Raw genomic sequence first — 21,442 nt, forward strand, 5'->3', positions numbered from 1 at the left:
CGACGTGAGCCTGTGGACTTCCCTGGAGCCCGCGTCCGCGACCGTGGACCCGGGTGGCAGCACCCGCGTACGTCTGCGTCTGCGCAATACCGGTGACGTGGTCGACGAGTACCGCTTCGAGCCCGTCGGTGACATCTCTCCCTGGACGACCGTCGAGCCGCAGACGCTCCGGCTGTATCCCGGGACGACGGGCACGGTGGAGCTGACCTTTGCGCCGCCGCGTTCGCCGGATGCGACGGCGGGGCCGAATCCGTATGCGGTGCGGATCACGCCGACCGAGCATCCGGAGGCGGTGACCGTTCCGGAGGGCAATCTGACGATCACGCCCTTCACGGAGGTGCGGGCGGAACTCGTGCCGCCCACCGTCAAGGGGCGTTTCCGTGGGCGGCCGAAGCTGGCTGTCGACAATCTCGGCAACACGAAGCTCACCGCTTCGGTGAGCGGGAGTGACAACGGCGATCAGTTGTCGTACGACCTTCATCCGAGCAATGTGCAGATCGAGCCGGGGCGTGCGGCCTTTGTGAAGGCGACGTTGAAGCCGCGGCAGGTCATCTGGTTCGGGTCGAAGGAGGAGCGGCCGTACAAGCTGGCCGTGCAGCGGTCGGGGGTCGCGCCGCTGGATGTCGAGGGTACGTATGTGCAGCGGGGTTTCCTGCCGCGCTGGCTGGCCACCTTCCTGGGTGTTTTCATGGCGCTGGCGATCACCTTCGTGATGCTGTGGATCGCCTACAAGCCGCAGGTCCGCAGTGAGGCCAAGGAGAGGCTCGACGAGGCCGGTGTCAGCACGCTGGCGCCCTCGGCCTCGCCGAAACCGGTCGCCCCCTCGGCGCCGCCGTCGGCCTCGGCACCGGTCGCGTCCGCCCCGGCGGACAACGGCGGAGGCGGGGACGCGCCCGCGCCCGCGCCGACCAAGGAGAAGCCCAAGAGCCTGCTGCCCGCGAACAACGTCGTCCTGAAGAACCTGTCCACCAAGCTGTGTGCCGACATCCCCGGCGAGGGCGTGGGCAAGAGGGACGGCCGGGTCCAGCAGTTCTCCTGCGATCCGACCGCCGCCGACAACCAGCTCTGGAACCTGGAGGTGAAGGTCGGTAAGGGCGGCCCCGGCGGCACGGACCTCTTCCAGATCCGCAACGTCAAGGACAAGTTGTGCATGGATCTGCCGAACTACGGGGCGGCTCCCATTCACACGAAAGTCACGGAGTTCACCTGTGACGGCACGAACAGCGACAACCAGTTGTGGTGGCTTGCGAAGCAGGAGAGCGGCGCCTACTGGATCCGCAACTTCAAGAGCGACAACAAGTGCCTCGAAGTCGCGGGCAGCGACGACGTTCGTGACGAAGTAACCCTGATGATCTTCAACTGCACCGTCACCGATGACCAGGAGTGGCAGATCATCCAACCCGACGAGGACTGATCGTGAGCCTTTGGACCTCCCTGGAGCCGGCGTCCGCGACCGTGGACCCGGGTGGCAGTACGACCGTACGGCTCCGCCTGCGCAATACCGGTGACGTGGTCGACGAGTACCGATTCGAGGCGGTCGGCGATGTCGCGCCTTGGACGGTCGTGGAGCCGCAGACCCTGCGGCTCTACCCCGGCACCACCGGGACGGTGGAGCTGTCGTTTGCGCCGCCGCGTTCGCCGGATGCGACGGCGGGGCCGAATCCGTATGCGGTGCGGATCACGCCGACCGAGCATCCGGAGGCGGTGACCGTCCCGGAGGGCAATCTGACGATCACGCCCTTCACGGAGGTGCGGGCGGAACTCGTGCCGCCCACCGTCAAGGGGCGTTTCCGTGGCCGGCCGAAGCTGGCTGTCGACAATCTCGGGAACACGAAGCTCACCGCTTCGGTGAGCGGGAGCGACAACGGCGATCAGTTGTCGTACGACCTTCATCCGAGCAATGTGCAGATCGAGCCGGGGCGGGCCGCCTTTGTGAAGGCGACGTTGAAGCCGCGGCAGGTCATCTGGTTCGGGTCGAAGGAGGAGCGGCCGTACAAGCTGGCCGTGCAGCGGTCGGGGGTCGCGCCGCTGGATGTCGAGGGTACGTATGTGCAGCGGGGTTTCCTGCCGCGCTGGCTGGCCACCTTCCTGGGTGTTTTCATGGCGCTCGCGATCACCTTCGTGATGCTGTGGATCGCCTACAAGCCGCAGGTCCGCAGTGAGGCCAAGGAGAGGCTCGACGAGGCCGGTGTCAGCACGCTGGCGCCCAGCCCCTCGGCGACACCGCCTCCGCCGCCCACTCCCACCGCGCCCGCCTCGACACCCCCGCCCGCGGCACAGTCGCCGGCCGCCGGAGGCGGCGGGGGCGGGGGCGGGGCGGGAGGCGGTTCCGAGGAGGAGAAGAAGGCTCCGGAGAAGACCGCGGCCACCGCCGTCCAGGCACTGGCCGCGGACGACCCGGGCGGGCGGCACATCTGCTACCGGGCCTTTGTGACGGGCAAGGGTTGGACGGACGCGGTGTGCGACGGACAAACGGCCGGCACGGAGGGCGAGGGCAAGCCGATCAAGGCCCTCAACGTCGCGGTGTCCGGCACCAAGCGCACGGGCAGCGCCGCCTTCGTCCACTTCCCGGGGTCGACCGACGGCAAGGGCCACTACAACGGGAAGCCGTGGTCGTTCGCGCCCGAGGGCATCGACAACTACTTCGGCAGCACCAAGCAGGGCGCCCCGAACATGCTGGGCTTCACCATCAACGTCGACGACGGCGGCGGCGCCGTCTGCCAGACCACCCACATCCACAACGAGGGCTGGCACGGCATGGGCTGCGACAAGCCCGGCGAAGGGGAGGGCTACATCTTCGGTGGCACCCTCAGCAACGACCTCTGGCTCGAAGCCGTGAAGTTCACCGTGTGAGGGTGACCCGCACCGGCCCCGGGAGGAGCGGCAGTTACCAGCCGCCCTCTCCCGGCACCAGCCTGCCCGCCTTGCGGTACTCCCGCCGGGCGCCCTCCACCAGATCGTCCGTCGTCACCGGACCACCGCGCCCCGCGGCCGCGTAGGCCGCCGTGACGACCGCGCTGCGGATCGAGCCGCCGGCCATCTCGAAGTCGCGGGCGACCGCCGCCGGTTCGACGTCCTCGGCGCACGGGACGTGGGCGAGGCTGTGCCGCCACAGGGCCCGGCGCTGCTCGGCGTCCGGGAACGGGAAGTCGACCACCAGGTCGAGGCGCCGGGTGAACGCCTCGTCGATGTTGGCCCGCAGGTTGGTGGTGAGCAGGGCGATGCCGTCGAAGGACTCCAGGCGCTGGAGGAGATACGCGCTCTCCATGTTGGCGTGCTTGTCGTGGGAGTCCCTGACCTCCGAGCGCTTGCCGAACACGGCGTCCGCCTCGTCGAAGAGCAGCACGGCGTCGGTGCGGTCGGCCTCGGTGAAGATCCGTTCGAGGTTCTTCTCGGTCTCGCCCACGTACTTGTCGACGATCGAGGAGAGCTGGACGACATAGAGGTCCAGCCCGAGTTCGGCGGCGACGACCTCGGCGGACAGCGTCTTGCCGGTGCCGGACTCGCCCGCGAAGAGCCCGAGGACACCGTGGCCCCGCCCGCCTCCGGCACTGAGCCGCCAGTCGCCGAGGACCTGGTCGCGGTGGCGGGCGCGCAGGGCGAGTTCGTGCAGCTGGGCGAGGGCCCTGTCCGGCAGGACGAGGTCGTCCCAGCCGACGTCGGGCCGGATCCGGCGGGCGTGCCGCTCAAGCCCGGACGCGGACTGCTGCCGCGCGGCGAGCCGCAGATGGGCGGCGGTCACCGGGGTGCCGTCGAACATCGCGAGGTCCCGGGCCGCGCGGGCCGCCCGCTCGATACGGTCGCCGCCGAGCCGGTACGGGGCGACGGTGGCGGCCAGGTCGAAACCCGGACCGTCCGCCCCGGCACCGAGCGCGGCCGACCAGGTGTCCACGGCGCCCGCATGAGGCCGCGGCGCGTCGAGGACCAGCGGATCGCGGTCGCACCACTGGGGGTCGTACGGCCCGGCCCCGACGAGCACCACGGGTACGCCGGCCTCCGTCAGGGCCCGCAGCAGCGGACCCGGCCTCTCCGGCAGGGGTGACACGACGATCGCCCGGTCGCGCAGGCGGGCCTCGCGGAGAACCCGGGGGAGGACGTCGGAGAGGAGTTCGGGGAGGGGCTCCCCGGCTGCCGCGGGCGTGAAGTGCAGGGCCCCGACACCCGCCGCGCGCAGGGCGGCCGCGGCGCACACCAGCCCGTCGCCCTCGCGGTGCTCGCGGAGATAGACGGTGCGGGGGCCGACGGCCAGCCGGGCGGCCAGCCGGGCGGTGAACTCGTCGTGGGAGGGCGAGGGCAGAGGCAGAGGCAGGGACGAGGGTGAGTCGAGCGGGTGGAGGCTGCCGGCGAGTGCCGCGTCCGGGGTGTCGTCGCCGAGCAGATGGGCGACGAGCCGGTCCGGCACGCGCAACGAACGGCTGAGGAAGGGGCGTTCGGGTTCCTCGACGGTCAGCAGCCCGAGCGCGGCCAGCGGCGCCGAGGGGTGGAACCGGGCCCGCGCCTCGGCGAGGTGCGCCGGCAGCCCGCACAGGTCGAGCGCCAGCCCGGCGGTGGCCCGGCGCCTGCTGACGTCGTCGTTGAGGTACCCGTACAGCGGCTCGAAGGAGCGGTCCAGGTCCGGCGCGAGGGCGATGAGCAGGATCCGGGTGTCCAGCTCGGTCAGCCCGAGACGCACCGCGAGCCGCTCCAGCCGGGTGGCCGGGGCGGACTCCGAGCGTTCGGAGACAGACGTGCCTTGGGATACAGACGCTTCCTCGGCGACGGCCGTGTCCTCGGAGCCGGTCGTGTCCTCGAATCCGGCCGCGTTCTCGAACACGTCGGCGTACGGCACCGCCGTGGGCCCCAGCAGATGCCGTACGGCCTCGTCGGAGAGGTACAGCCCCCGCAGCGGATCGTCCGCCGTGGGGTCGACGGCGCTGCGGCTCACGACCAACTCGGCGACCCGGTCGCGCAGTCGGGCGAGGCGGACGAGGAGCGCGTCGGACGTGGAGGCGGCGTACGTGGTCACTGCCGCGGTTCTCCCTTGTCCGACGCGGGTGCCGGCTGCCGTGACCGGTGGCTGCGCTCGGGCGAGTCGTCCGGCGTGCCGTCCATGCCGCGGACGCGGACCACGCCCTCCGTGACCGGGGGACCGACGTCGTACTCGGGGTAGGCCGGGAAGGGCGCGGTGACCACGAGGTCGAGGGACGGCTTGAGTTCGCCGCCCAGGGCCGACCAGATCTCGGCCAGGGAACGGGACTCGGTGTGCAGCCCCGCCACCGTGAGCGGGACGGACAGGCCCAGCGCGCCCAGCGCTCCCGGGAGTTCGTCGGCCGCCAGGAGTTCGTGCGGCAGCATCGTGGCCAGTACCGCGGAGAGCAGCCGGTGTTCGTCCTGGGGCTGTTTGGTCCAGGCGGTGACCAGGTACGACAGCCGGAACCAGCGGGGTGGCTGGCGGCGGCGTACGACGATGTCGCGTTCGTCGCGGACGGAGACCTGGCCGCGCTGGCGCCGGGAGACGTCCTCCCGGATGTCGTACAAGTAGGCGTTGACGGCTGGCGCGTTGCGCCGGGCCGCCCAGTCGCGGGTCGGGGCCTCGAAGGAGACCTCGATGCCGGAACCGGCGAGCGCACCACCCCCGAGCAGCCGCTTGAGGACCTCGTCCACCTCGTGGATCACCGTCGTGCTCCCGCCCTGCTGTGCCTGTGCCGTGTCGCCGCCGGAAGCCGGAAGCCCGACCGACCCGTGCCGACACCGGTACCGCTGTCGTGACCGATCGTGCCCTACCGATCGTGCCCCGCGGAGCCTCCGGCTCCGCAGGCATGCCGGGGACGGCCACCGGGCAGACAGGATTGCCCAACTGTCCACATTCGATTGCCCGTTCGGTCAGATGTAGCCTTCCCGAAGGGCATGGGCCACGGCGTGCGCCCGGTTGCGCAGATGCAGCCGGGTGGTGAGCCCGTGCATCACGTTCTTGACGGTCCGTTCGGAGTAGGACAGCTTGCTGGCGATCTCCCCGGTGTCGAGCCCCTCGGCGACCAGCCTCAGTACGTCCACCTCACGAGGTGCGAGTCCCGAGAGGGGAGCGCCGGGATGGCCGGTCGCGGTGCGGTGCAGCGACCTCACCTGGCTGATCAGCCGGCCGAGCAGATCGGCGGGCAGATCGCCGTCGCCGCGGGAGGCCGCGAGGACGGCCTGCACCAGCCGGTGCGCGGTGGCCTCGTGGCGCCACACGATGGCCCCGGCGCCGGAGTCGATGGCGTCGAGGAGTTCGCTCTCGCGGATCGCGCTCACCACGAGGACGGCACGGGCGCCCTCGCTGCGCACGAGTCTGCGCAGCCGGGAGAGCGTGGCCTCGTCCAGCGTGTCGTTGACCAGCAGGGCGACGGTGTCCGGGCCGGTCTCGGTCTCCTCACGGAGGTCGATCACCGGGTGCTGCCGCAGCTGGCCGAGCACTCCCTCCCGGGAGATCGGGTCCCACGCGTGTACCGACACCGGTATGCGGGGCTCGGATCCGTCCGTGCCGGGAGCCGTGGTCCCGAATGAGCTGCGCAACCGTATCCCCTATGTCCGCGGGCCCGTCACCACTGTGGGGTCCGTGACAGGCGTGCACACACCACACTTCTGTGACGCGTGTGGTCGGCGCAATCGTGGAGCACCACGAGACACACCACGAGATCGGCGGCACCGCGTTCCCGGCCCGTGGGTCATGTCACGCAACGAGGGTCCCGCCCCTTGCCGTCCCACACAGCGGAACGCACCACGGCCACGAGGGAGGCAGGGATGTCCGTAGCGCTGCGCGAACGCCGGGAGGAACTGGAGCTGGTGGCCGCCGAGGCCGAGCGCGCCCGGTCCGGAGCCGGCCGTCTCGTCCTGCTGCGCGGCGCCACCGGCACCGGCCGTACCGCGCTCCTGGAGGCCGCCGCCGAGCAGGCGGAGGCGGCCGGCATGCGCGTCCTGCGGGCCCGCTGCTCGCCGGACCAGACCTCCGTGCCGTTCGGCGCCGTCTTCCAACTCCTCGCACACGGACCCGGGTTCGACTCGGCCGCGGGGGAGGAGCCGGACCCGCCCGGCACCCCGCCCCACCGGGGCAGGTCCGCGCGGCTGTGGCGTCTGCTGCGCTCGTACGCGGACGACACGCCGCTCCTCGTGGCCGTGGACGACGTGCACCTCGCCGACGAGGCCTCGCGCCGCTGGCTGGTCGAGGCGGTGCGGCGGATCGACCGATTACCCGTCCTGCTGGTGGTGACCGAGCGCAGCCAGTACGACATCGATCCGCCGGCCGACGGGCTGGTGCACACGCTCTCCCCCGCCCTCGTCCGCACCCGCACGCTGGCCCCGCTGAGCGCCGGCTCCGCGGCGGAGCTGGTCCGTTCTGCCCTCGGCCGTCCCGCCCCGGCCGAGTGGGTGGACGACTGCGTACGGGCGGGCGCGGGCAGTCCGCTGCTGCTGCGTGCCCTGCTGGACGACCTCGGGGGCACTGCCCCGGAGGACGCCCCGGCGGCCCTGCCCGACAACTGCGCGGCGCTCTACCCCGGCTCCTACGCGGCCGCCGTGTCCTGGTGGCTGGACAGCGCCGGGCCCACGACCACCGAGGTCGCCCGAGCGCTCGCCGCTCTGGACGACGACGAGGACGACGAGGACGACGAGGAGAAGGACGGGGACGGAGGCGGGAACGGGAAGGGAGGCGGGAACGGGAACGGCGAGAGCGGCCGGGGCGGCCACACGGACGTCGACGCCGAGCTGCTCGCCAGGACGGCCGGCGCCGACCCCGCCCGCGTACCGGGCTGGCTCACCGCGATGACCGGCCTCGGGCTGCTGCGCCCCGGCCCCGGCGGACGGCCCCGCTATGCCCATCCGCTGTTGCGCGACGCGGTGCTGAGCAGCTGGTCGGGCGCTCTGCGGCAGGCGGCGCACCACCGGGCGGCCGAGGAGATGCTGCGCCGCGGTGACCGCGCCGAGGCGGTGGCCAGGCAGTTGCTGCGGTCCGCCCCGGTCGGTGAGGCGTGGGCGACGGGTGTCCTGCTGGACGCCGCGGACCTGGCCGTCCGGGACGACCGCAGCGACGATGCCCTGGCGTTCCTGCGCCGCGCCCTCGACGAGCCGATGCCGGACGCCCGCCGGAGCGTGGTCCTCACCGAACTGGGCTCGCTGGAGTACGCCACCGTACGGTCGACGGCCGGGATACCGCGGCTCGCCGAGGCGATGCGGCTGCCGGGGCTGCCGCGCGACCGGGTGCGCGCGGCGGTGGCGCTGGGCACGGCGCTGGCCCGGCAGGGCGAGGCGCGCACCGCGATCGACGTGCTGCGCGGTCTGGAGGACGAGCATCTGACGGGCCATCCGGACCTGGTCCGCACGGTGCAGACCGCCTCGGCGCTGCTGTCCGACCACGACCCGGGGACACGGCGTGAGGTGTACCGCTGGCTGCGCGAGACCGCCGAGCGCTCGCCGCGGCTGGTCGGCACGGCCGGGCAGGCGCTGCTCGTGCGGTACGAGTCGACGGCCGGTCTGACCTCGGCGGATTCGGCGATGCGCCGGATCCGCGCCCTGCTGGCGCAGCCGGCCGACCCGCTCGCGGAGGGGTTTCTGCTGGGCACGGCCGCCGCGGTCGCCCAGTGGGCCGACCAGCTCGACGAGGCCGAACGGCTCGTACGACGCGGCCTGGCCGGGCAGCGCCCGTCCCTGCTGCACCCGATGCACCTGGCGCTGCTGAACGTACGGGTCGACATCGCCGCCGCCCGTGGCGCGTACGCCGAACTGCTCGCCGATCCAGGGGCGTTGAGCCCCGTCGTGGGCCGACCGGATCCCGCCAACGCGCAGGCCCACGCGCTGATCGCGCTCGTCGAGACGGGCCGTACGGAGGAGGCCACCCGTCTCGCGGACGGCTTCGACCTCCAGAACCCGTACGACTCCTGGGAGTTGAACCGTTTCCTGTACGCGCGCGGTGTCCTGCGCGCGGCCACCGGCGATCCGGCGGGCGCGCTCGGCGACTTCCTGGAGTGCGGGCGCCACCAGTCGGCGCGGGACGTGGTGAGCCCGGTGGTCACCCCCTGGCGGACCGCGTCGGCGGAGTGCCACCTGGCGCTCGGCCGGCCCCGCCAGGCGCTGGCCCTGGCCGAGGAGGAACTCCGCCTCGCCACGGTGTGGAACACGCCCCGTGTCCTTGGCCGGGCCCTGCGGGTCCTCGGCACCGCGACCGGCGGCCGCCGCGGCCTCGATCTCACGGAACGGGCGGTACGGATCCTGCGGCAGGGAGCCGACGCGGCGCCGGGCGGGACACCCGGGGCGACCCGAGAGGCGACATCCGACGGTGACGAGGTCGCGGCCCCGGGCGGGGAGCCGGTCGACACGGAGTTGATTCCGGCGCTGATCGCACAGGGGCGCCGGCTCACCGCCGCCGGGGAGCGGACACGGGCCCGCGAGGCGCTCCGGGAGGCGGCCGAACGCGCCGAACGGCTGGGCGCGGTCCGGATGCGGGCGTCCGCGGAGGCGGCCCTGCGCGAGGGCGGCGCCCGCCGCGCGGCGACGGCACGGACGGGGTCCGGCTCGCTCACCGCCAGCGAGCGCCGGATCGCGGAACTCGCCGCGCAGAGCCGTACGAACATGGAGATAGCGGAGCTGCTGCATCTGGCCCGACGTACCGTCGAGACCCATCTGACCAGTGCCTACCGCAAGTTGGGCATCCGCCGCAGAGCGGAACTCAGCGCCGCGCTCACGGACGCCGGGTCCCGCTCCGGCCCGTCCGGCCCCGGCCCTGACCGGGACCGGGACCGGCACCGGGACCCGTGAGGCACCCAGGCGTAGGGCCTGTCAAAGACCCCAGGCGGCCGCCGTACGGGGGGCCTTCCAGCGCGCACGCCTTGACCTGAACCAAAGTTGAGGTTCTACGTTCTCTGCATGGACACCGCGAACGCCACGAACCCCGCCCTCTCCGCCCTCTCCGCCCAGGACACCGACGAGCGACGGATCCGCGAGCTCGTCGCGCGCAGCCAGGAGGCCCAGACCGATCCGGAGGTGCTCCCGGCCCTGCACACCTCCGACCTCGTGCTCACCAACCTCGCGGGGCGGCGTGTCTTCGGACGGGAGGCCTTCCAGTCGGCCATGGCCACTGCGCTCGCCTCCCCGCTCATGGACGTCAGGACCACGCTGGAGGTCGACGACATCCGCTTCGTACGGCCCGACGTCGCCATCGTGAGCCTGACCAAGACCATCCACGACGAACGGCCGGACACGCAGGGCCCGTCCGACTTCCCGGCGCGCGGCGCGATGACGTACGTCATGACCCGCCACGAGGACGACGACTGGCGCATCGCGCTGGCACAGACGACACCGATCGCCTGAGCCCGGCACGACAACACCCCATGTCCCGGGGCTGAACCAGGACATGGGGTGCTTCGTTACGGGGGTGAGGCTCTCAGGCCACCGGCCGGTTCACCGGCTGGGGCTCCGGTCACTTCACCGGCTGCGGCTCCGGTGCGCTCTCCGACTCGGCCTCGCCCGCCGGGGGTTCGTCGTCGAGCGGGGTCTTCACGGAGTCGAGCAGCAGCTGGGCCACGTCGACGACCGTGATGGACTCCTTCGCCTTGCCATCGTTCTTCTTGCCGTTGACCGAGTCGGTCAGCATGACCAGGCAGAACGGGCAGGCGGTGGAGACGATGTCCGGGTTCAGCGAAAGGGCTTCATCCACACGCTCGTTGTTGATGCGCTTGCCGATCCGCTCCTCCATCCACATCCGCGCGCCACCGGCGCCGCAGCAGAAGCCGCGCTCCTTGTGGCGGTGCATCTCCTGCTGGCGCAGGCCCGGGACGGCCGACATGATCTCGCGCGGGGGCGTGTAGATCTTGTTGTGACGGCCCAGGTAGCAGGGGTCGTGGTAGGTGATGAGGCCCTCGACCGGGGTCACCGGGATCAGCTTGCCCTCGTCGATGAGGTGCTGGAGCAGCTGGGTGTGGTGGATGACCTCGTAGTCGCCGCCGAGCTGCGGGTACTCGTTGCCGAGGGTGTTGAGGCAGTGCGGGCAGGTCGCGACGATCTTCTTCGCGGACTTGGGCTTCTTCGACTCGGCGGTGAAGTTGCCCTCGTCGTCCATCTCCTCGCCGAACGCCATGTTCAGCGCGGAGACGTTCTCCATGCCGAGCTCCTGGAAGAGGGGCTCGTTGCCCAGGCGGCGGGCGGAGTCACCGGTGCACTTCTCGTCGCCGCCCATGATCGCGAACTTGACGCCCGCGATGTGCAGCAGCTCGGCGAAGGCCTTGGTGGTCTTCTTGGCGCGGTCCTCAAGGGCGCCCGCACAGCCGACCCAGTACAGGTAGTCGACCTCGGACAGGTCCTCGATGTCCTTGCCGACGACCGGGATCTCGAAGTCGACCTCCTTGGTCCACTCCAGGCGCTGCTTCTTCGCCAGACCCCAGGGGTTGCCCTTCTTCTCCAGGTTCTTGAGCATCGTGCCCGCCTCGGACGGGAACGCGCTCTCGATCATCACCTGGTAGCGGCGCATGTCAACGATGTGGTCGACGTGCTCGATGTCGACGGGGCACTGCTCGACACAGGCGCCGCAGGTGGTGCAGGACCACAGCACGTCGGGGTCGATGACGCCGTTCTCTTCGAGGGTCCCGATGAGGGGCCGCTCGGCCTCGGCGAGGGCCGCGGCGGGCACGTCCTTGAGCTGCTCCGCGGTCGCCTTCTCGTTGCCCTCCATGTCCTTGCCGCCACCGGCGAGCAGGTAGGGGGCCTTGGCGTGGGCGTGGTCCCGCAGCGACATGATCAGCAGCTTCGGGGAGAGCGGCTTCCCGGTGTTCCAGGCGGGGCACTGCGACTGACAGCGCCCGCACTCGGTGCACGTGGAGAAGTCGAGGATGCCCTTCCAGGAGAACTGCTCGACCTGGGAGACACCGAAGACGTCGTCGTCGCCCGGGTCGGTGAAGTCGATCGGCTCGCCGCCCGAGGTCATCGGCAGCAGGGCGCCCAGCGCGGTGCCGCCCTCGGCGTTCCGCTTGAACCAGATGTTCGGGAACCCGAGGAAGCGGTGCCAGGCGACACCCATGTTGGTGTTCAGCGCGACGGTGATCATCCAGATCAGCGAGGTGCCGATCTTGATCATCGCGACGAGGTAGACGAGGTTCTGGAGCACGCCGAGGGAGAGCCCCTTGAAGGCGAGGACCAGGGGGTACGAGGCGAAGTACGCGGCCTCGTAGTGCTCGACGTGGTGGATCGCGCCCTCAAGACCGCGCAGGGTGTAGATGGCGAGGCCGATGGTGAGGATGACGTACTCGACGAAGTACGCCTGCCAGGCCTTGGAGCCCGCGAAACGGGACTTGCGGCCGGCCCGGGAGGGCAGGTTCAGCAGCCGGATCGCGATGAGCACGACGATGCCGACGATCGTCATCACGCCGATGAACTCGGTGTACATCTCGAACGGCAGGAAGCCGCCGATGACCGGCAGCGTCCAGTCCGCTTCGAAGAGCTGGCCGTAGGCCTGCGCGAGGGTCGGCGGCAGCGTCAGGAAGCCGATCGCGACGAACCAGTGGGCGAAGCCGACGATGCCCCAGCGGTTCATCCGGGTGTGACCCAGGAATTCCTTCACCAGGGTGATCGTGCGAGCCTTGGGGTTGTCGGTGCGGCTGCCCGCCGGCACCGGCTGGCCCAGCTTCACGAACCGGTAGATCTGCGCGACGGCTCGGGCGATGAGCGCAACGCCGACCACGGTCAGGACCAGCGACACGATGATCGCGGCGAGTTGCATTTCGGGACTCCTCGGGCCTGCGAGGTTCTCTTCGGGGTGGGTCTCCCGGTTCCCCGAAGATTGATTACTAAGCGGTAACTTATGCAGTCCTCTGAGACTACCCACTCCTGTGTCCGCACTGTAGTCAGGGGTGCGGTGATCTGCGTCGCTGAGGCTTGCCTGAGTGAACCAGGTGTCGTGCCGACCTTCGCCCGGCGTCCCAGCCCCGCGTCCCAGCCCCGCGGGGGCGTGCCCCTTTAGGGGCGCGGGGAACTGCGCGGCCAGCACCAGCAGGCCCGCACCCAGCAGCCGACCCGCAGGTCAGATCCTAATTGCGCGTAAGGGCAAGATAAGAGTTGAGCCCCCAAGACTCACCTCTGTTGACCGAGCGGTGAGCGTCGTGCACACTTGAGCCTGTTCCACTCAAGTCATTGCTGGAGGAATTGAAATGGCACGTGCGGTCGGCATCGACCTGGGCACGACTAACTCCGTCGTCAGCGTTCTGGAGGGCGGTGAGCCCACCGTCATCACCAACGCCGAGGGCGCCAGGACCACGCCGTCCGTCGTCGCCTTCGCCAAGAACGGTGAGGTGCTCGTCGGAGAGGTCGCCAAGCGCCAGGCGGTCACGAACGTGGACCGGACCATCCGCTCTGTGAAGCGTCACATGGGCACGGACTGGTCCATCGAGCTCGACGGGAAGAACTTCAACCCGCAGCAGATGAGCGCCTTCATCCTGCAGAAGCTGAAGCGCGACGCCGAGGCGTACCTGGGCGAGAAGGTCGCGGACGCGGTCATCACCGTCCCGGCGTACTTCAACGACTCCGAGCGTCAGGCGACGAAGGAGGCCGGCGAGATCGCGGGCCTGAACGTCCTGCGCATCGTGAACGAGCCCACCGCGGCGGCTCTCGCGTACGGCCTCGACAAGGACGACCAGACGATCCTCGTCTTCGACCTCGGTGGCGGCACCTTCGACGTGTCGCTCCTGGAGATCGGCGACGGCGTCGTCGAGGTGAAGGCCACGAACGGCGACAACCACCTCGGTGGTGACGACTGGGACCAGCGCGTCATGGACTACCTGGTCAAGCAGTTCTCCGCGGGCCACGGCGTGGACCTGGGCAAGGACAAGATGGCCCTCCAGCGCCTCCGCGAGGCCGCCGAGAAGGCCAAGATCGAGCTGTCCAGCTCCACCGAGACCTCGATCAACCTGCCCTACATCACCGCGTCCGCCGAGGGCCCGCTGCACCTGGACGAGAAGCTCACGCGCGCCCAGTTCCAGCAGCTGACGGCCGACCTCCTCGAGCGCTGCAAGACGCCGTTCCACAACGTCATCAAGGACGCCGGCATCCAGCTCAGCGAGATCGACCACGTCGTTCTCGTCGGTGGCTCCACCCGTATGCCCGCCGTCGCCGAGCTCGTCAAGGAGCTGACCGGCGGCCAGGACGCCAACAAGGGCGTGAACCCGGACGAGGTCGTCGCCATCGGCGCCGCCCTCCAGGCCGGTGTCCTCAAGGGCGAGGTCAAGGACGTCCTGCTCCTCGACGTGACCCCGCTGTCCCTCGGTATCGAGACCAAGGGAGGGATCATGACCAAGCTCATCGAGCGCAACACCACGATCCCGACCAAGCGGTCCGAGATCTTCACGACGGCCGAGGACAACCAGCCGTCCGTGCAGATCCAGGTCTACCAGGGCGAGCGCGAGATCGCGGCGTACAACAAGAAGCTCGGGATGTTCGAGCTCACCGGTCTGCCGCCGGCCCCCCGCGGGGTCCCGCAGATCGAGGTCGCCTTCGACATCGACGCCAACGGCATCATGCACGTGACCGCGAAGGACCTGGGCACGGGCAAGGAGCAGAAGATGACCGTCACCGGCGGCTCCTCGCTGCCGAAGGACGAGGTCGACCGGATGCGCCAGGAGGCCGAGCAGTACGCGGACGAGGACCACCGTCGCCGCGAGGCCGCCGAGTCCCGCAACCAGGGCGAGCAGCTCGTCTACCAGACGGAGAAGTTCCTCAAGGACAACGAGGACAAGGTCCCCGGTGACGTCAAGACCGAGGTCGAGACGAGCATCGAGGAGCTGAAGACCGCGCTCAAGGGCGAGGACACCACCGAGATCCGTACGGCCACCGAGAAGGTCGCCGCCGTCTCCCAGAAGCTCGGCCAGGCGATGTACGCGGACGCCCAGGCCGCGCAGGGTGCCGCCGGCGCCGAGGCCCCGGGTGCCGACGAGGGTGCGGGTGCCAAGGCCGCCGACGACGACGTCGTGGACGCCGAGATCGTCGACGAGGACCGTGACCGCAAGGACGGTGCCGCGTGACAGAGGAGACCCCGGGCTTCGACGAGCAGCCCGACGTCCCCTCCGGCGCCACCCCTGAAGACGCCGAGCCGAAGCCTGCCCCCTCCGTGGAGGAGGGGGCGGCCCAGGCCGGGGACGCGGCAGCAGCAGCACAGATCGCGGGCCTCACCGCCCAGCTGGACCAGGTACGCACGGCGCTCGGCGAGCGCACGGCGGACGTCCAGCGGCTCCAGGCCGAGTACCAGAACTACCGCCGCCGGGTCGAGCGCGACCGGATCGCGGTCAAGGAGATCGCCATCGCGAACCTCCTGACCGAGCTCCTGCCCGTGCTCGACGACATCGGCCGCGCGCGGGACCACGGCGAACTGGTCGGCGGCTTCAAGTCGGTGGCCGAGTCGCTGGAGACCGTCGCGGCGAAGATGGGTCTGCAGCAGTTCGGCAAGGAGGGCGAGCCCTTCGACCCGACGATCCACGAAGCCCTGATGCACAGCTACGCACCGGACGTCACCGAGACGACGTGCGTGGCGATTCTGCAGCCGGGGTATCGCTTCGGCGAGCGCACCATCCGCCCCGCGCGGGTGGCCGTCGCCGAGCCGCAGCCGGGTGCGCAGACGGTCAAGGGCGACGAGACGGACGGGACGCAGGCGGCCGACGACAAGGAGAGCGGTGGCCCGGACGAGGGCTGACGTGAAACAGGGCGTACGCGCGCCCGTATGCAGCACGAACACCAAGCGCGTACGTGACAGTGACGTGCGGAAGGAGGGGCGTCGAGGATGAGCACCAAGGACTTCATCGAGAAGGACTACTACAAGGTCCTCGGCGTCCCCAAGGACGCCACCGAGGCCGAGATCAAGAAGGCGTACCGGAAGCTCGCCCGCGAGTACCACCCGGACGCCAACAAGGGGAACGCGAAGGCCGAGGACCGCTTCAAGGAGATCTCCGAGGCGAACGACATCCTCGGGGACCCCAAGAAGCGCAAGGAGTACGACGAGGCGCGCGCCCTCTTCGGCAACGGCGGGTTCAGGCCGGGACCGGGCGCCGGAGGCGGCAACTTCAACTTCGACCTGGGCGACCTCTTCGGAGGCGGCCCGGGTCAGGGCGGAGCGGGCGGCCAGGGCGGTGCCGGCGGCTTCGGCGGCGGTATCGGTGACGTCTTCGGCGGGCTGTTCAACCGCGGTGGTGCCACCACCGGCACGCGTACGCAGCCGCGGCGCGGCCAGGACATCGACACCGAGGTCACGCTCAGCTTTACGGAGGCGGTGGACGGGGCGACCGTTCCCCTCCGCATGACCTCGCAGTCCCCCTGCAAGGCCTGTTCGGGCACCGGCGACAAGAACGGCACACCGCGCGTGTGCCCGACCTGCGTCGGCACCGGCCAGGTGGCGCGCGGCTCGGGCGGCGGCTTCTCGCTGACCGACCCGTGCCCCGACTGCAAGGGCCGCGGCCTGATCGCGGAGCACGCGTGCCTGGTCTGCAACGGCTCGGGGCGCGCCAAGTCGTCCCGCACCATGCAGGTCCGTATCCCGGCCGGGGTGTCGGACAACCAGCGCATCCGGCTCCGCGGCAAGGGCGCCCCGGGCGAGCGGGGCGGACCGGCGGGCGACCTCTACGTCACCGTGCACGTCGACGCGCACCCGGTCTTCGGCCGCAAGGGCGACAACCTCACCGTCACCGTCCCCGTCACCTTCACGGAGGCGGCGCTCGGCGGCGAGGTCCGCGTGCCCACGCTCGGGGGACCCCCGGTCACCCTGAAGCTGCCCCCGGGCACACCCAACGGCCGTACTATGCGCGCCCGTGGCAAGGGCGCGGTCCGCAAGGACGGCACCCGCGGGGACCTGTTGGTCACCGTCGAGGTGAGTGTCCCCACGGACGTGACGGGGAAGGCTCGTGACGCGCTCGAGGCGTATCGCGAGGCCACCGCGGACGAGGACCCGCGGGCGGAGCTGTTCCAGGCCGCGAAGGGAGCATGAGGACACCATGGACGCAACCGGACGCCGTCGACAGAGTTCTTATTCCGCATATGAGCTGACGGAAGAAACACCGGTGTACGTCATCTCGGTGGCCGCCCAGCTCTCCGGCCTGCACCCGCAGACCCTCCGCCAGTACGACCGCCTCGGCCTGGTCTCCCCGGACCGCACGGCCGGGCGCGGCCGCCGCTACTCGGCCCGTGACATCGAACTGCTGCGCACCGTCCAGCAGTTGTCGCAGGACGAGGGCATCAACCTCGCCGGCATCAAGCGCATCATCGAGCTGGAGAACCAGGTCGCCGCGCTCCAGTCCCGCGTCGCGGAGATGGAAGCGGCCCTGGACGGCGCGGCGGCCGCGATGCAGCAGCGCGAGGCCGCCGTCCACGCCTCGTACCGCCGCGACCTGGTCCCGTACCAGGAGGTCCAGCAGACGAGCGCGCTGGTGGTGTGGCGCCCTAAGCGACAGCAGTCGGACTGACGCTTCGTCAAGTACGTGGAGGGGCCCGGAGGTTCGACCGAACCGCCGGGCCCCTCCACGTACTGCGATCATGTACGGAATCTGCTGATCGCTGGGAATCACTGGGGGAATGGAGCTTTCCCATGGCCATGGTGGGCCTGTTCTGGATCGCCGAGGGCGATGTGTATGTGGGGGCGAAACCGTCCGGGCGCGCCCCGGGGGTGCGGCTGACGCCGGAGGGGGTCGTGTCGCTCGGTGACGGCAGTTCGGACCTGTGGCCGTGGGACGAGGTGCGTGGGCTGACCGTCGAGGACGTCCCGTTGAAGACCCTCAAGCGTCGGATCAGCGTGATGGTGGACATGGTGCTGACCGTGACCAGCTTCGGCGAGACCGATGCGCCGCCGATGATGAGCGTCCTCGTCGAAACGGCCGACGGGACAACCGACTTGACCGTGTACGCGGCGGCGTCCAGCTACTCCCAGGCGGAGTACGAACTTTCGGTGTCCCTCCTCTCCCACCTGACGGCGGGCGAGGCCACCCTGCGCGCGACGCTGGCCGCCATGGCGCAGTGGGGCCGGGCGCAGGAGGAAGGGTCGCCCCGGGCGGCGGAGCGGGAGGGGTTGCTGCGGGAGTGGGTCGGGGTCGGCAGCGTCTCTGATCAGCTTAGGGAAACGTAGTCAGGCCTAGTGCCTGGTACGTGTTCCCACCGAGGAGGGGAGGCGTGGGCGTGCAGGTGGAAACCCGCACCCAGGACTGCCCCTCGCGGACGATGTGAGCTGATCGTCGTCACGCCCTGGTTCCGGAGGGCTGCACGAGGCAGCCGAGTCGGGTCCGTGTGAGCGTGTCCCTCCGGACGCTGGCCCGCCTGAGCGGGGGAGGGTGTCCGGCGTCGCCTGGGCGTCGGACATGCTGCTTTCGTCGGGCCGGTCTTGGATCTGTCCCGACTGGTCTTTGGCGTGATGACTGCCTGGGCTTCGAGTTTGTCGACCACGTTGCGGATCACCATGGCGCCGTTGGTGCGGTCCATGACGGTTTTCGCCTGGTGGGTGAGTCCGCGTGCGGCGATGCGCCGCCAGGCACCCTGGTCACGGTCGCCCTGCCAGCCGCACGAGCGGCAGACGGCCCATTTCCAGCCCGGCACGGTCGGCCGGTCGGGGGCCTTGCGGTGGCGCAGCGGAACCAGACACTGCGGGCAGTGCTTCGAGGTGTTGCGGGCCGGAACCGTCACCACGGCGATGCCCGCCTCGGCGGACAGATGCCGCATCCGGTCCACGATCTGCCCACGCACCGCCTGTGACATGCGGGTGTTGTGGTTGCGGCCCATGCCCCGGGCTTCCATCGACCGCAGATCCTCGACGTAAATGACGGTGGCCCCGGCGGCGATCGCCTGGTCCACCGCCCAGCGGGCGGCAGACCAGGACAGGGCGTCGTTCAGGTTCGAGCGGCGGGTCGAGACGCGCCGGATCTCATCGGTGAGAACCTGGCGCTTGTTCGTGAGGGCATGGCGTTCCGCACCGCTGATGAGCCGGTCGTACTGGTCGGCCTTGGTGTGCAGGGACTCGCCCTGGCGGCGCAGTCGGTGCTGCCTGGCGAGGACACCGCAGGAGCGGAACATGCCGCCACTGCCGAGCGTGATGATCCGTCCGTCGTCGTGGAGCCGGGTGGCACCCGTGCTGAGCAGGGTGTTCAGCCCCCAGTCCACGCCAAGAGCCACTGTGTGGCCGGTGCGCTGCGCCTTCGGGACGGGGTGGGTGTAGGCGAGATCCGCCCGTACTTCGCCCTGGTATATGCGGAGGGTGGGCAGGTGCAGGACCGCGTTCGCGGGGATCGTCGACGGCAGCGCGATCGGGCAGGCGACCCATGTCCAGTCCGCGTACGACTGCGGGTCGGGGCGGGTGGGCAGCTGCAAGCGCAAGAGCGCCCGGCCCGGCTCGTCGGCGCGTTCGATGGTGGCCTGCTGCCCGTCGCAGGCGGACAGCAGAAGCATTCGGGCAACGCGAGGCTCCCCTTCCAGCTCGAAGACGTCGGCTGGCATCAGATCGTTCTTCTGCTGGAAGGCGGTGATCTGCCGGGTGCGTGAGGTGATGACGGTGGACGGCAGGAACTGTCCGCCCGGCACCGCCTCACGAACGGCATCCCACTCATCGGAGGTGCGCTTTTTCGGGTCTGCGGGCCACGTCTTGAGAATTCCGGCGGTCAGGTCGGCCCGCCACTTCGCCGCACGCAGGGTACGCCCGGCCTGCTCCTGCGCCATGCGGACGATCCGGTCATTGACCTTGGCGCCAGGCTTCACGGTCCAGCCGAGGCGGCGCAGGGCCATCCATGCGTTCGACGGCAGCTTCTGGCCTCCCGCATCCACACCGGAGGCCAGCACATCCACATCAAGGGTGTTCCAGCGCCCGGCCAGCAGGGAGGCGACCATGCCCGACACCAGATCAGCGGCCCAGCCCACCCGCTCCGTCAGCACCGAGGCGGACAGGAGTTCACCCGTCTTCTCCTCCACACCCCGTCGCAGCAGACCACGGGCGCAGGCAGTGCGGGCACTCTCGCCCACAGCGAGCGGCAACTTCCGGCTCACCCGTGCCCCCTTCCCGCCCGCGATGCTGTCATCCGATCAACGACACACCCCGCGGAAGGTCACGCATTCGATCCACGTACTCACATACGACCCCGACACCGAGCACACAGCATGACGCCGAGGCATGACGAATCACTACGGATACCTAAGGAAATGCGGGACCTTCTCGTGAGCGGCCGGGCATCAGCGGTGGCCGGGCATCAGGCCTCGTCGGCTCCCGGTCGTAGCGCGACGAAGACGAACTCGCGGCTCGGCCGGTCGGGGGCGTCGCGGACGTCCTCCACGATGTAGCCCTGCGCTGCCAGGTCCGCCTCGATCTCGTCGCGTTCGCGGAAACGGAGGGTCGATTCCGAGGTGAATACCTCTCCGTCCGCGGCGAACACAAAGGTGTGGCGGAACGTCACCAGCGGCCCGTCGACCTCGACCAGGTCGTCCCAGCCCTCGACCGCGCCGACGCCCGGGATCTCCGTAACCCCGTACGAGGCCTCGCGGGTCCACGCTTCCCAGGCGCGCCGGGCCGGATCCCGGGTCTCGAAGACGAAACGCCCGCCGGGCCGCAGGGCTTCGTAGGCGCCCCGCAGGGTCTTCCGCCACATTTCCGGATCGCCCAGCTCCTGGGCGGCGTTCGCCGTCATGGTCGCGAGGTCGGCCTGGAGCGGCGGGAGGGTGGTGCCGTCCCCGTGGATCCAGCGCACCCTTTCGCTGCCGGGCTTGCCCCGGGCCATGTCGAGGGACGCCAGGGCGGGGTCGACACCGACGGCCTCGATCCCGCGATCGGCGAGCAGCAGCGCGAACACGCCTGTCCCGCAGCCGATGTCCAGGACTTGCCGTGCCCCGAACTCCTCCGCGATACGGACGTACGCGTCGAGGTCGCTCCGATCGGGATCGAGCGGGTCGTACAGAGCGGCGAGCCGCGGATGTCCGAAGGCCTCGCCCACCATCAGGAGTTGTGAAACGGGCGCTCGGCGGTACGGGTACGAGTACGGGCGTGGTGCAGAAGGCCCGTGAGGCACTGCGGGCCGCCGCTGAACGTCGACTTCTGCCAGTTGAGTTCAGGCATCCGCGCCTCCCTAGAGGGTGTAGAGGACGTGCTGGATGAGGGCCAGTGAGTCCTTCACGGAGTGTGCTTCCGGGGCCAACGATACGTCGATCGGGGGCAAGGCGTAATCGGTGAGCCGCTCGAAGAGCCTCCCGTACTGGAGCAGGGCCTCCTGGTCACCCAAGTACCGGATCCCGGTGGGCTGTTCGAGTACCACGGTGCCCAGTCGTGGCTCGGACTGCGGCCGGCAGGGTGAGTCGTTTCTGCTTTGCCTGTTTGCCAACCAGCCTCAACCGGATGCCTCGACGCCCTTTCGCCTGCCCGCCGCGCGGCGTTCCCGCAAGCTCACGGCCCACGAGGCCACTGCGAGGCAGATGGGCAGGTACACCCACAAGTAGGAGGCACCAGAAC

At 70.4% G+C, this 21,442-nt stretch carries 16 protein-coding genes; 9 read left to right on the forward strand and 7 right to left on the reverse strand.

Going from position 1 to position 21,442, the window contains the following annotated elements; all coding sequences use genetic code 11:
- Nucleotides 1-4 precede the first annotated feature (4 nt).
- Both ACZ5VQ_RS13280 and ACZ5VQ_RS13285 read left to right on the forward strand, forming a co-directional pair.
- Nucleotides 5-1,414 carry an RICIN domain-containing protein gene (locus ACZ5VQ_RS13280; protein ID WP_469104953.1) on the forward strand — a complete coding sequence of 470 codons (1,410 nt, stop codon included), beginning with the start codon at nucleotides 5-7 and terminating at the stop codon, nucleotides 1,412-1,414.
- Between the two features lie 2 nt (nucleotides 1,415-1,416).
- Nucleotides 1,417-2,853 carry a hydrolase gene (locus ACZ5VQ_RS13285; protein WP_469104954.1) on the forward strand — a complete coding sequence of 479 codons (1,437 nt, stop codon included), beginning with the start codon at nucleotides 1,417-1,419 and terminating at the stop codon, nucleotides 2,851-2,853.
- Nucleotides 2,854-2,887: 34 nt separating this feature from the next.
- On the opposite strand, the gene ACZ5VQ_RS13290 is transcribed toward ACZ5VQ_RS13285, so the two are convergent.
- The 3 genes from ACZ5VQ_RS13290 to ACZ5VQ_RS13300 all read right to left on the reverse strand — a co-directional run bounded on the left by ACZ5VQ_RS13290 (nucleotide 2,888) and on the right by ACZ5VQ_RS13300 (nucleotide 6,531).
- Entirely contained in the window at nucleotides 2,888-5,005 is a 2,118-nt protein-coding gene (locus ACZ5VQ_RS13290) for an ATP-binding protein (protein WP_469104955.1), read from the reverse strand.
- Nucleotides 5,002-5,655 (reverse strand): Pvc16 family protein, encoded by a 654-nt coding sequence (locus ACZ5VQ_RS13295; RefSeq protein ID WP_469104956.1) that lies wholly within the window; start codon nucleotides 5,653-5,655, stop codon nucleotides 5,002-5,004. Before ACZ5VQ_RS13295 ends, ACZ5VQ_RS13290 begins: the two co-directional genes overlap by 4 nt.
- Before the next feature lie 207 nt (nucleotides 5,656-5,862).
- Nucleotides 5,863-6,531 (reverse strand): helix-turn-helix transcriptional regulator, encoded by a 669-nt coding sequence (locus ACZ5VQ_RS13300; RefSeq protein ID WP_469104957.1) that lies wholly within the window; start codon nucleotides 6,529-6,531, stop codon nucleotides 5,863-5,865.
- 228 nt (nucleotides 6,532-6,759) lie between these two features.
- On the opposite strand from ACZ5VQ_RS13300, the gene ACZ5VQ_RS13305 reads away from it, so the two are divergent.
- A complete protein-coding gene (locus ACZ5VQ_RS13305) occupies nucleotides 6,760-9,765 on the forward strand; it encodes an AAA family ATPase (RefSeq protein WP_469104958.1) in 3,006 nt (1,001 codons plus the stop codon).
- 108 nt (nucleotides 9,766-9,873) lie between these two features.
- Nucleotides 9,874-10,317, forward strand: coding sequence for an SgcJ/EcaC family oxidoreductase (locus tag ACZ5VQ_RS13310; protein WP_469104959.1), 444 nt, complete (start codon nucleotides 9,874-9,876; stop codon nucleotides 10,315-10,317).
- A gap of 109 nt (nucleotides 10,318-10,426) precedes the next feature.
- Here ACZ5VQ_RS13310 and ACZ5VQ_RS13315 read toward each other — a convergent pair whose 3' ends face one another.
- Nucleotides 10,427-12,718: a (Fe-S)-binding protein gene (locus ACZ5VQ_RS13315; RefSeq protein ID WP_469104960.1), complete on the reverse strand. Its 2,292-nt coding sequence runs from the start codon at nucleotides 12,716-12,718 to the stop codon at nucleotides 10,427-10,429.
- Nucleotides 12,719-13,145: 427 nt separating this feature from the next.
- On the opposite strand from ACZ5VQ_RS13315, the gene dnaK reads away from it, so the two are divergent.
- From dnaK to ACZ5VQ_RS13340, 5 genes are all read left to right on the forward strand, one after another.
- Nucleotides 13,146-15,011, forward strand: coding sequence for a molecular chaperone DnaK (gene dnaK / locus ACZ5VQ_RS13320; RefSeq protein WP_143640117.1), 1,866 nt, complete (start codon nucleotides 13,146-13,148; stop codon nucleotides 15,009-15,011).
- Entirely contained in the window at nucleotides 15,008-15,676 is a 669-nt protein-coding gene (gene grpE, locus ACZ5VQ_RS13325) for a nucleotide exchange factor GrpE (RefSeq protein WP_469104961.1), read from the forward strand. Before dnaK ends, grpE begins: the two co-directional genes overlap by 4 nt.
- 87 nt (nucleotides 15,677-15,763) lie before the next feature.
- Nucleotides 15,764-16,960 (forward strand): molecular chaperone DnaJ, encoded by a 1,197-nt coding sequence (dnaJ, locus tag ACZ5VQ_RS13330; RefSeq protein WP_200397295.1) that lies wholly within the window; start codon nucleotides 15,764-15,766, stop codon nucleotides 16,958-16,960.
- Nucleotides 16,961-16,967: 7 nt separating this feature from the next.
- Entirely contained in the window at nucleotides 16,968-17,435 is a 468-nt protein-coding gene (locus tag ACZ5VQ_RS13335) for a heat shock protein transcriptional repressor HspR (RefSeq protein ID WP_055615521.1), read from the forward strand.
- A gap of 122 nt (nucleotides 17,436-17,557) precedes the next feature.
- Nucleotides 17,558-18,091, forward strand: coding sequence for a hypothetical protein (locus tag ACZ5VQ_RS13340; protein WP_469104962.1), 534 nt, complete (start codon nucleotides 17,558-17,560; stop codon nucleotides 18,089-18,091).
- On the opposite strand, the gene ACZ5VQ_RS13345 is transcribed toward ACZ5VQ_RS13340, so the two are convergent.
- The 3 genes from ACZ5VQ_RS13345 to ACZ5VQ_RS13355 all read right to left on the reverse strand — a co-directional run bounded on the left by ACZ5VQ_RS13345 (nucleotide 18,073) and on the right by ACZ5VQ_RS13355 (nucleotide 21,215).
- A complete protein-coding gene (locus ACZ5VQ_RS13345; RefSeq protein ID WP_469104963.1) occupies nucleotides 18,073-19,992 on the reverse strand; it encodes a zinc ribbon domain-containing protein in 1,920 nt (639 codons plus the stop codon). The genes ACZ5VQ_RS13340 and ACZ5VQ_RS13345 overlap by 19 nt on opposite strands.
- Nucleotides 19,993-20,192: 200 nt before the next feature.
- Nucleotides 20,193-20,933, reverse strand: a complete 741-nt coding sequence (locus tag ACZ5VQ_RS13350) for a class I SAM-dependent methyltransferase (RefSeq protein WP_469104964.1) — start codon at nucleotides 20,931-20,933, stop codon at nucleotides 20,193-20,195.
- Between the two features lie 129 nt (nucleotides 20,934-21,062).
- Nucleotides 21,063-21,215, reverse strand: coding sequence for a hypothetical protein (locus ACZ5VQ_RS13355; RefSeq protein ID WP_469104965.1), 153 nt, complete (start codon nucleotides 21,213-21,215; stop codon nucleotides 21,063-21,065).
- Nucleotides 21,216-21,442: the final 227 nt, after the last annotated feature.

This window comes from Streptomyces sp. NPDC033178, from assembly GCF_055577685.1.

Excerpts from the sequence above, each read along its gene's own strand:
- ACZ5VQ_RS13315 (WP_469104960.1), bottom strand. The coding sequence starts at position 12,718 with ATGCAACTCGCCGCGATCATCGTGTCGCTGGTCCTGACCGTGGTCGGC.
- ACZ5VQ_RS13335 (WP_055615521.1), top strand. The coding sequence starts at position 16,968 with ATGGACGCAACCGGACGCCGTCGACAGAGTTCTTATTCCGCATATGAG.
- ACZ5VQ_RS13340 (WP_469104962.1), top strand. The coding sequence starts at position 17,558 with ATGGCCATGGTGGGCCTGTTCTGGATCGCCGAGGGCGATGTGTATGTG.
- ACZ5VQ_RS13305 (WP_469104958.1), top strand. The coding sequence starts at position 6,760 with ATGTCCGTAGCGCTGCGCGAACGCCGGGAGGAACTGGAGCTGGTGGCC.
- dnaK (WP_143640117.1), top strand. The coding sequence starts at position 13,146 with ATGGCACGTGCGGTCGGCATCGACCTGGGCACGACTAACTCCGTCGTC.
- ACZ5VQ_RS13310 (WP_469104959.1), top strand. The coding sequence starts at position 9,874 with ATGGACACCGCGAACGCCACGAACCCCGCCCTCTCCGCCCTCTCCGCC.
- dnaJ (WP_200397295.1), top strand. The coding sequence starts at position 15,764 with ATGAGCACCAAGGACTTCATCGAGAAGGACTACTACAAGGTCCTCGGC.
- ACZ5VQ_RS13350 (WP_469104964.1), bottom strand. The coding sequence starts at position 20,933 with ATGGTGGGCGAGGCCTTCGGACATCCGCGGCTCGCCGCTCTGTACGAC.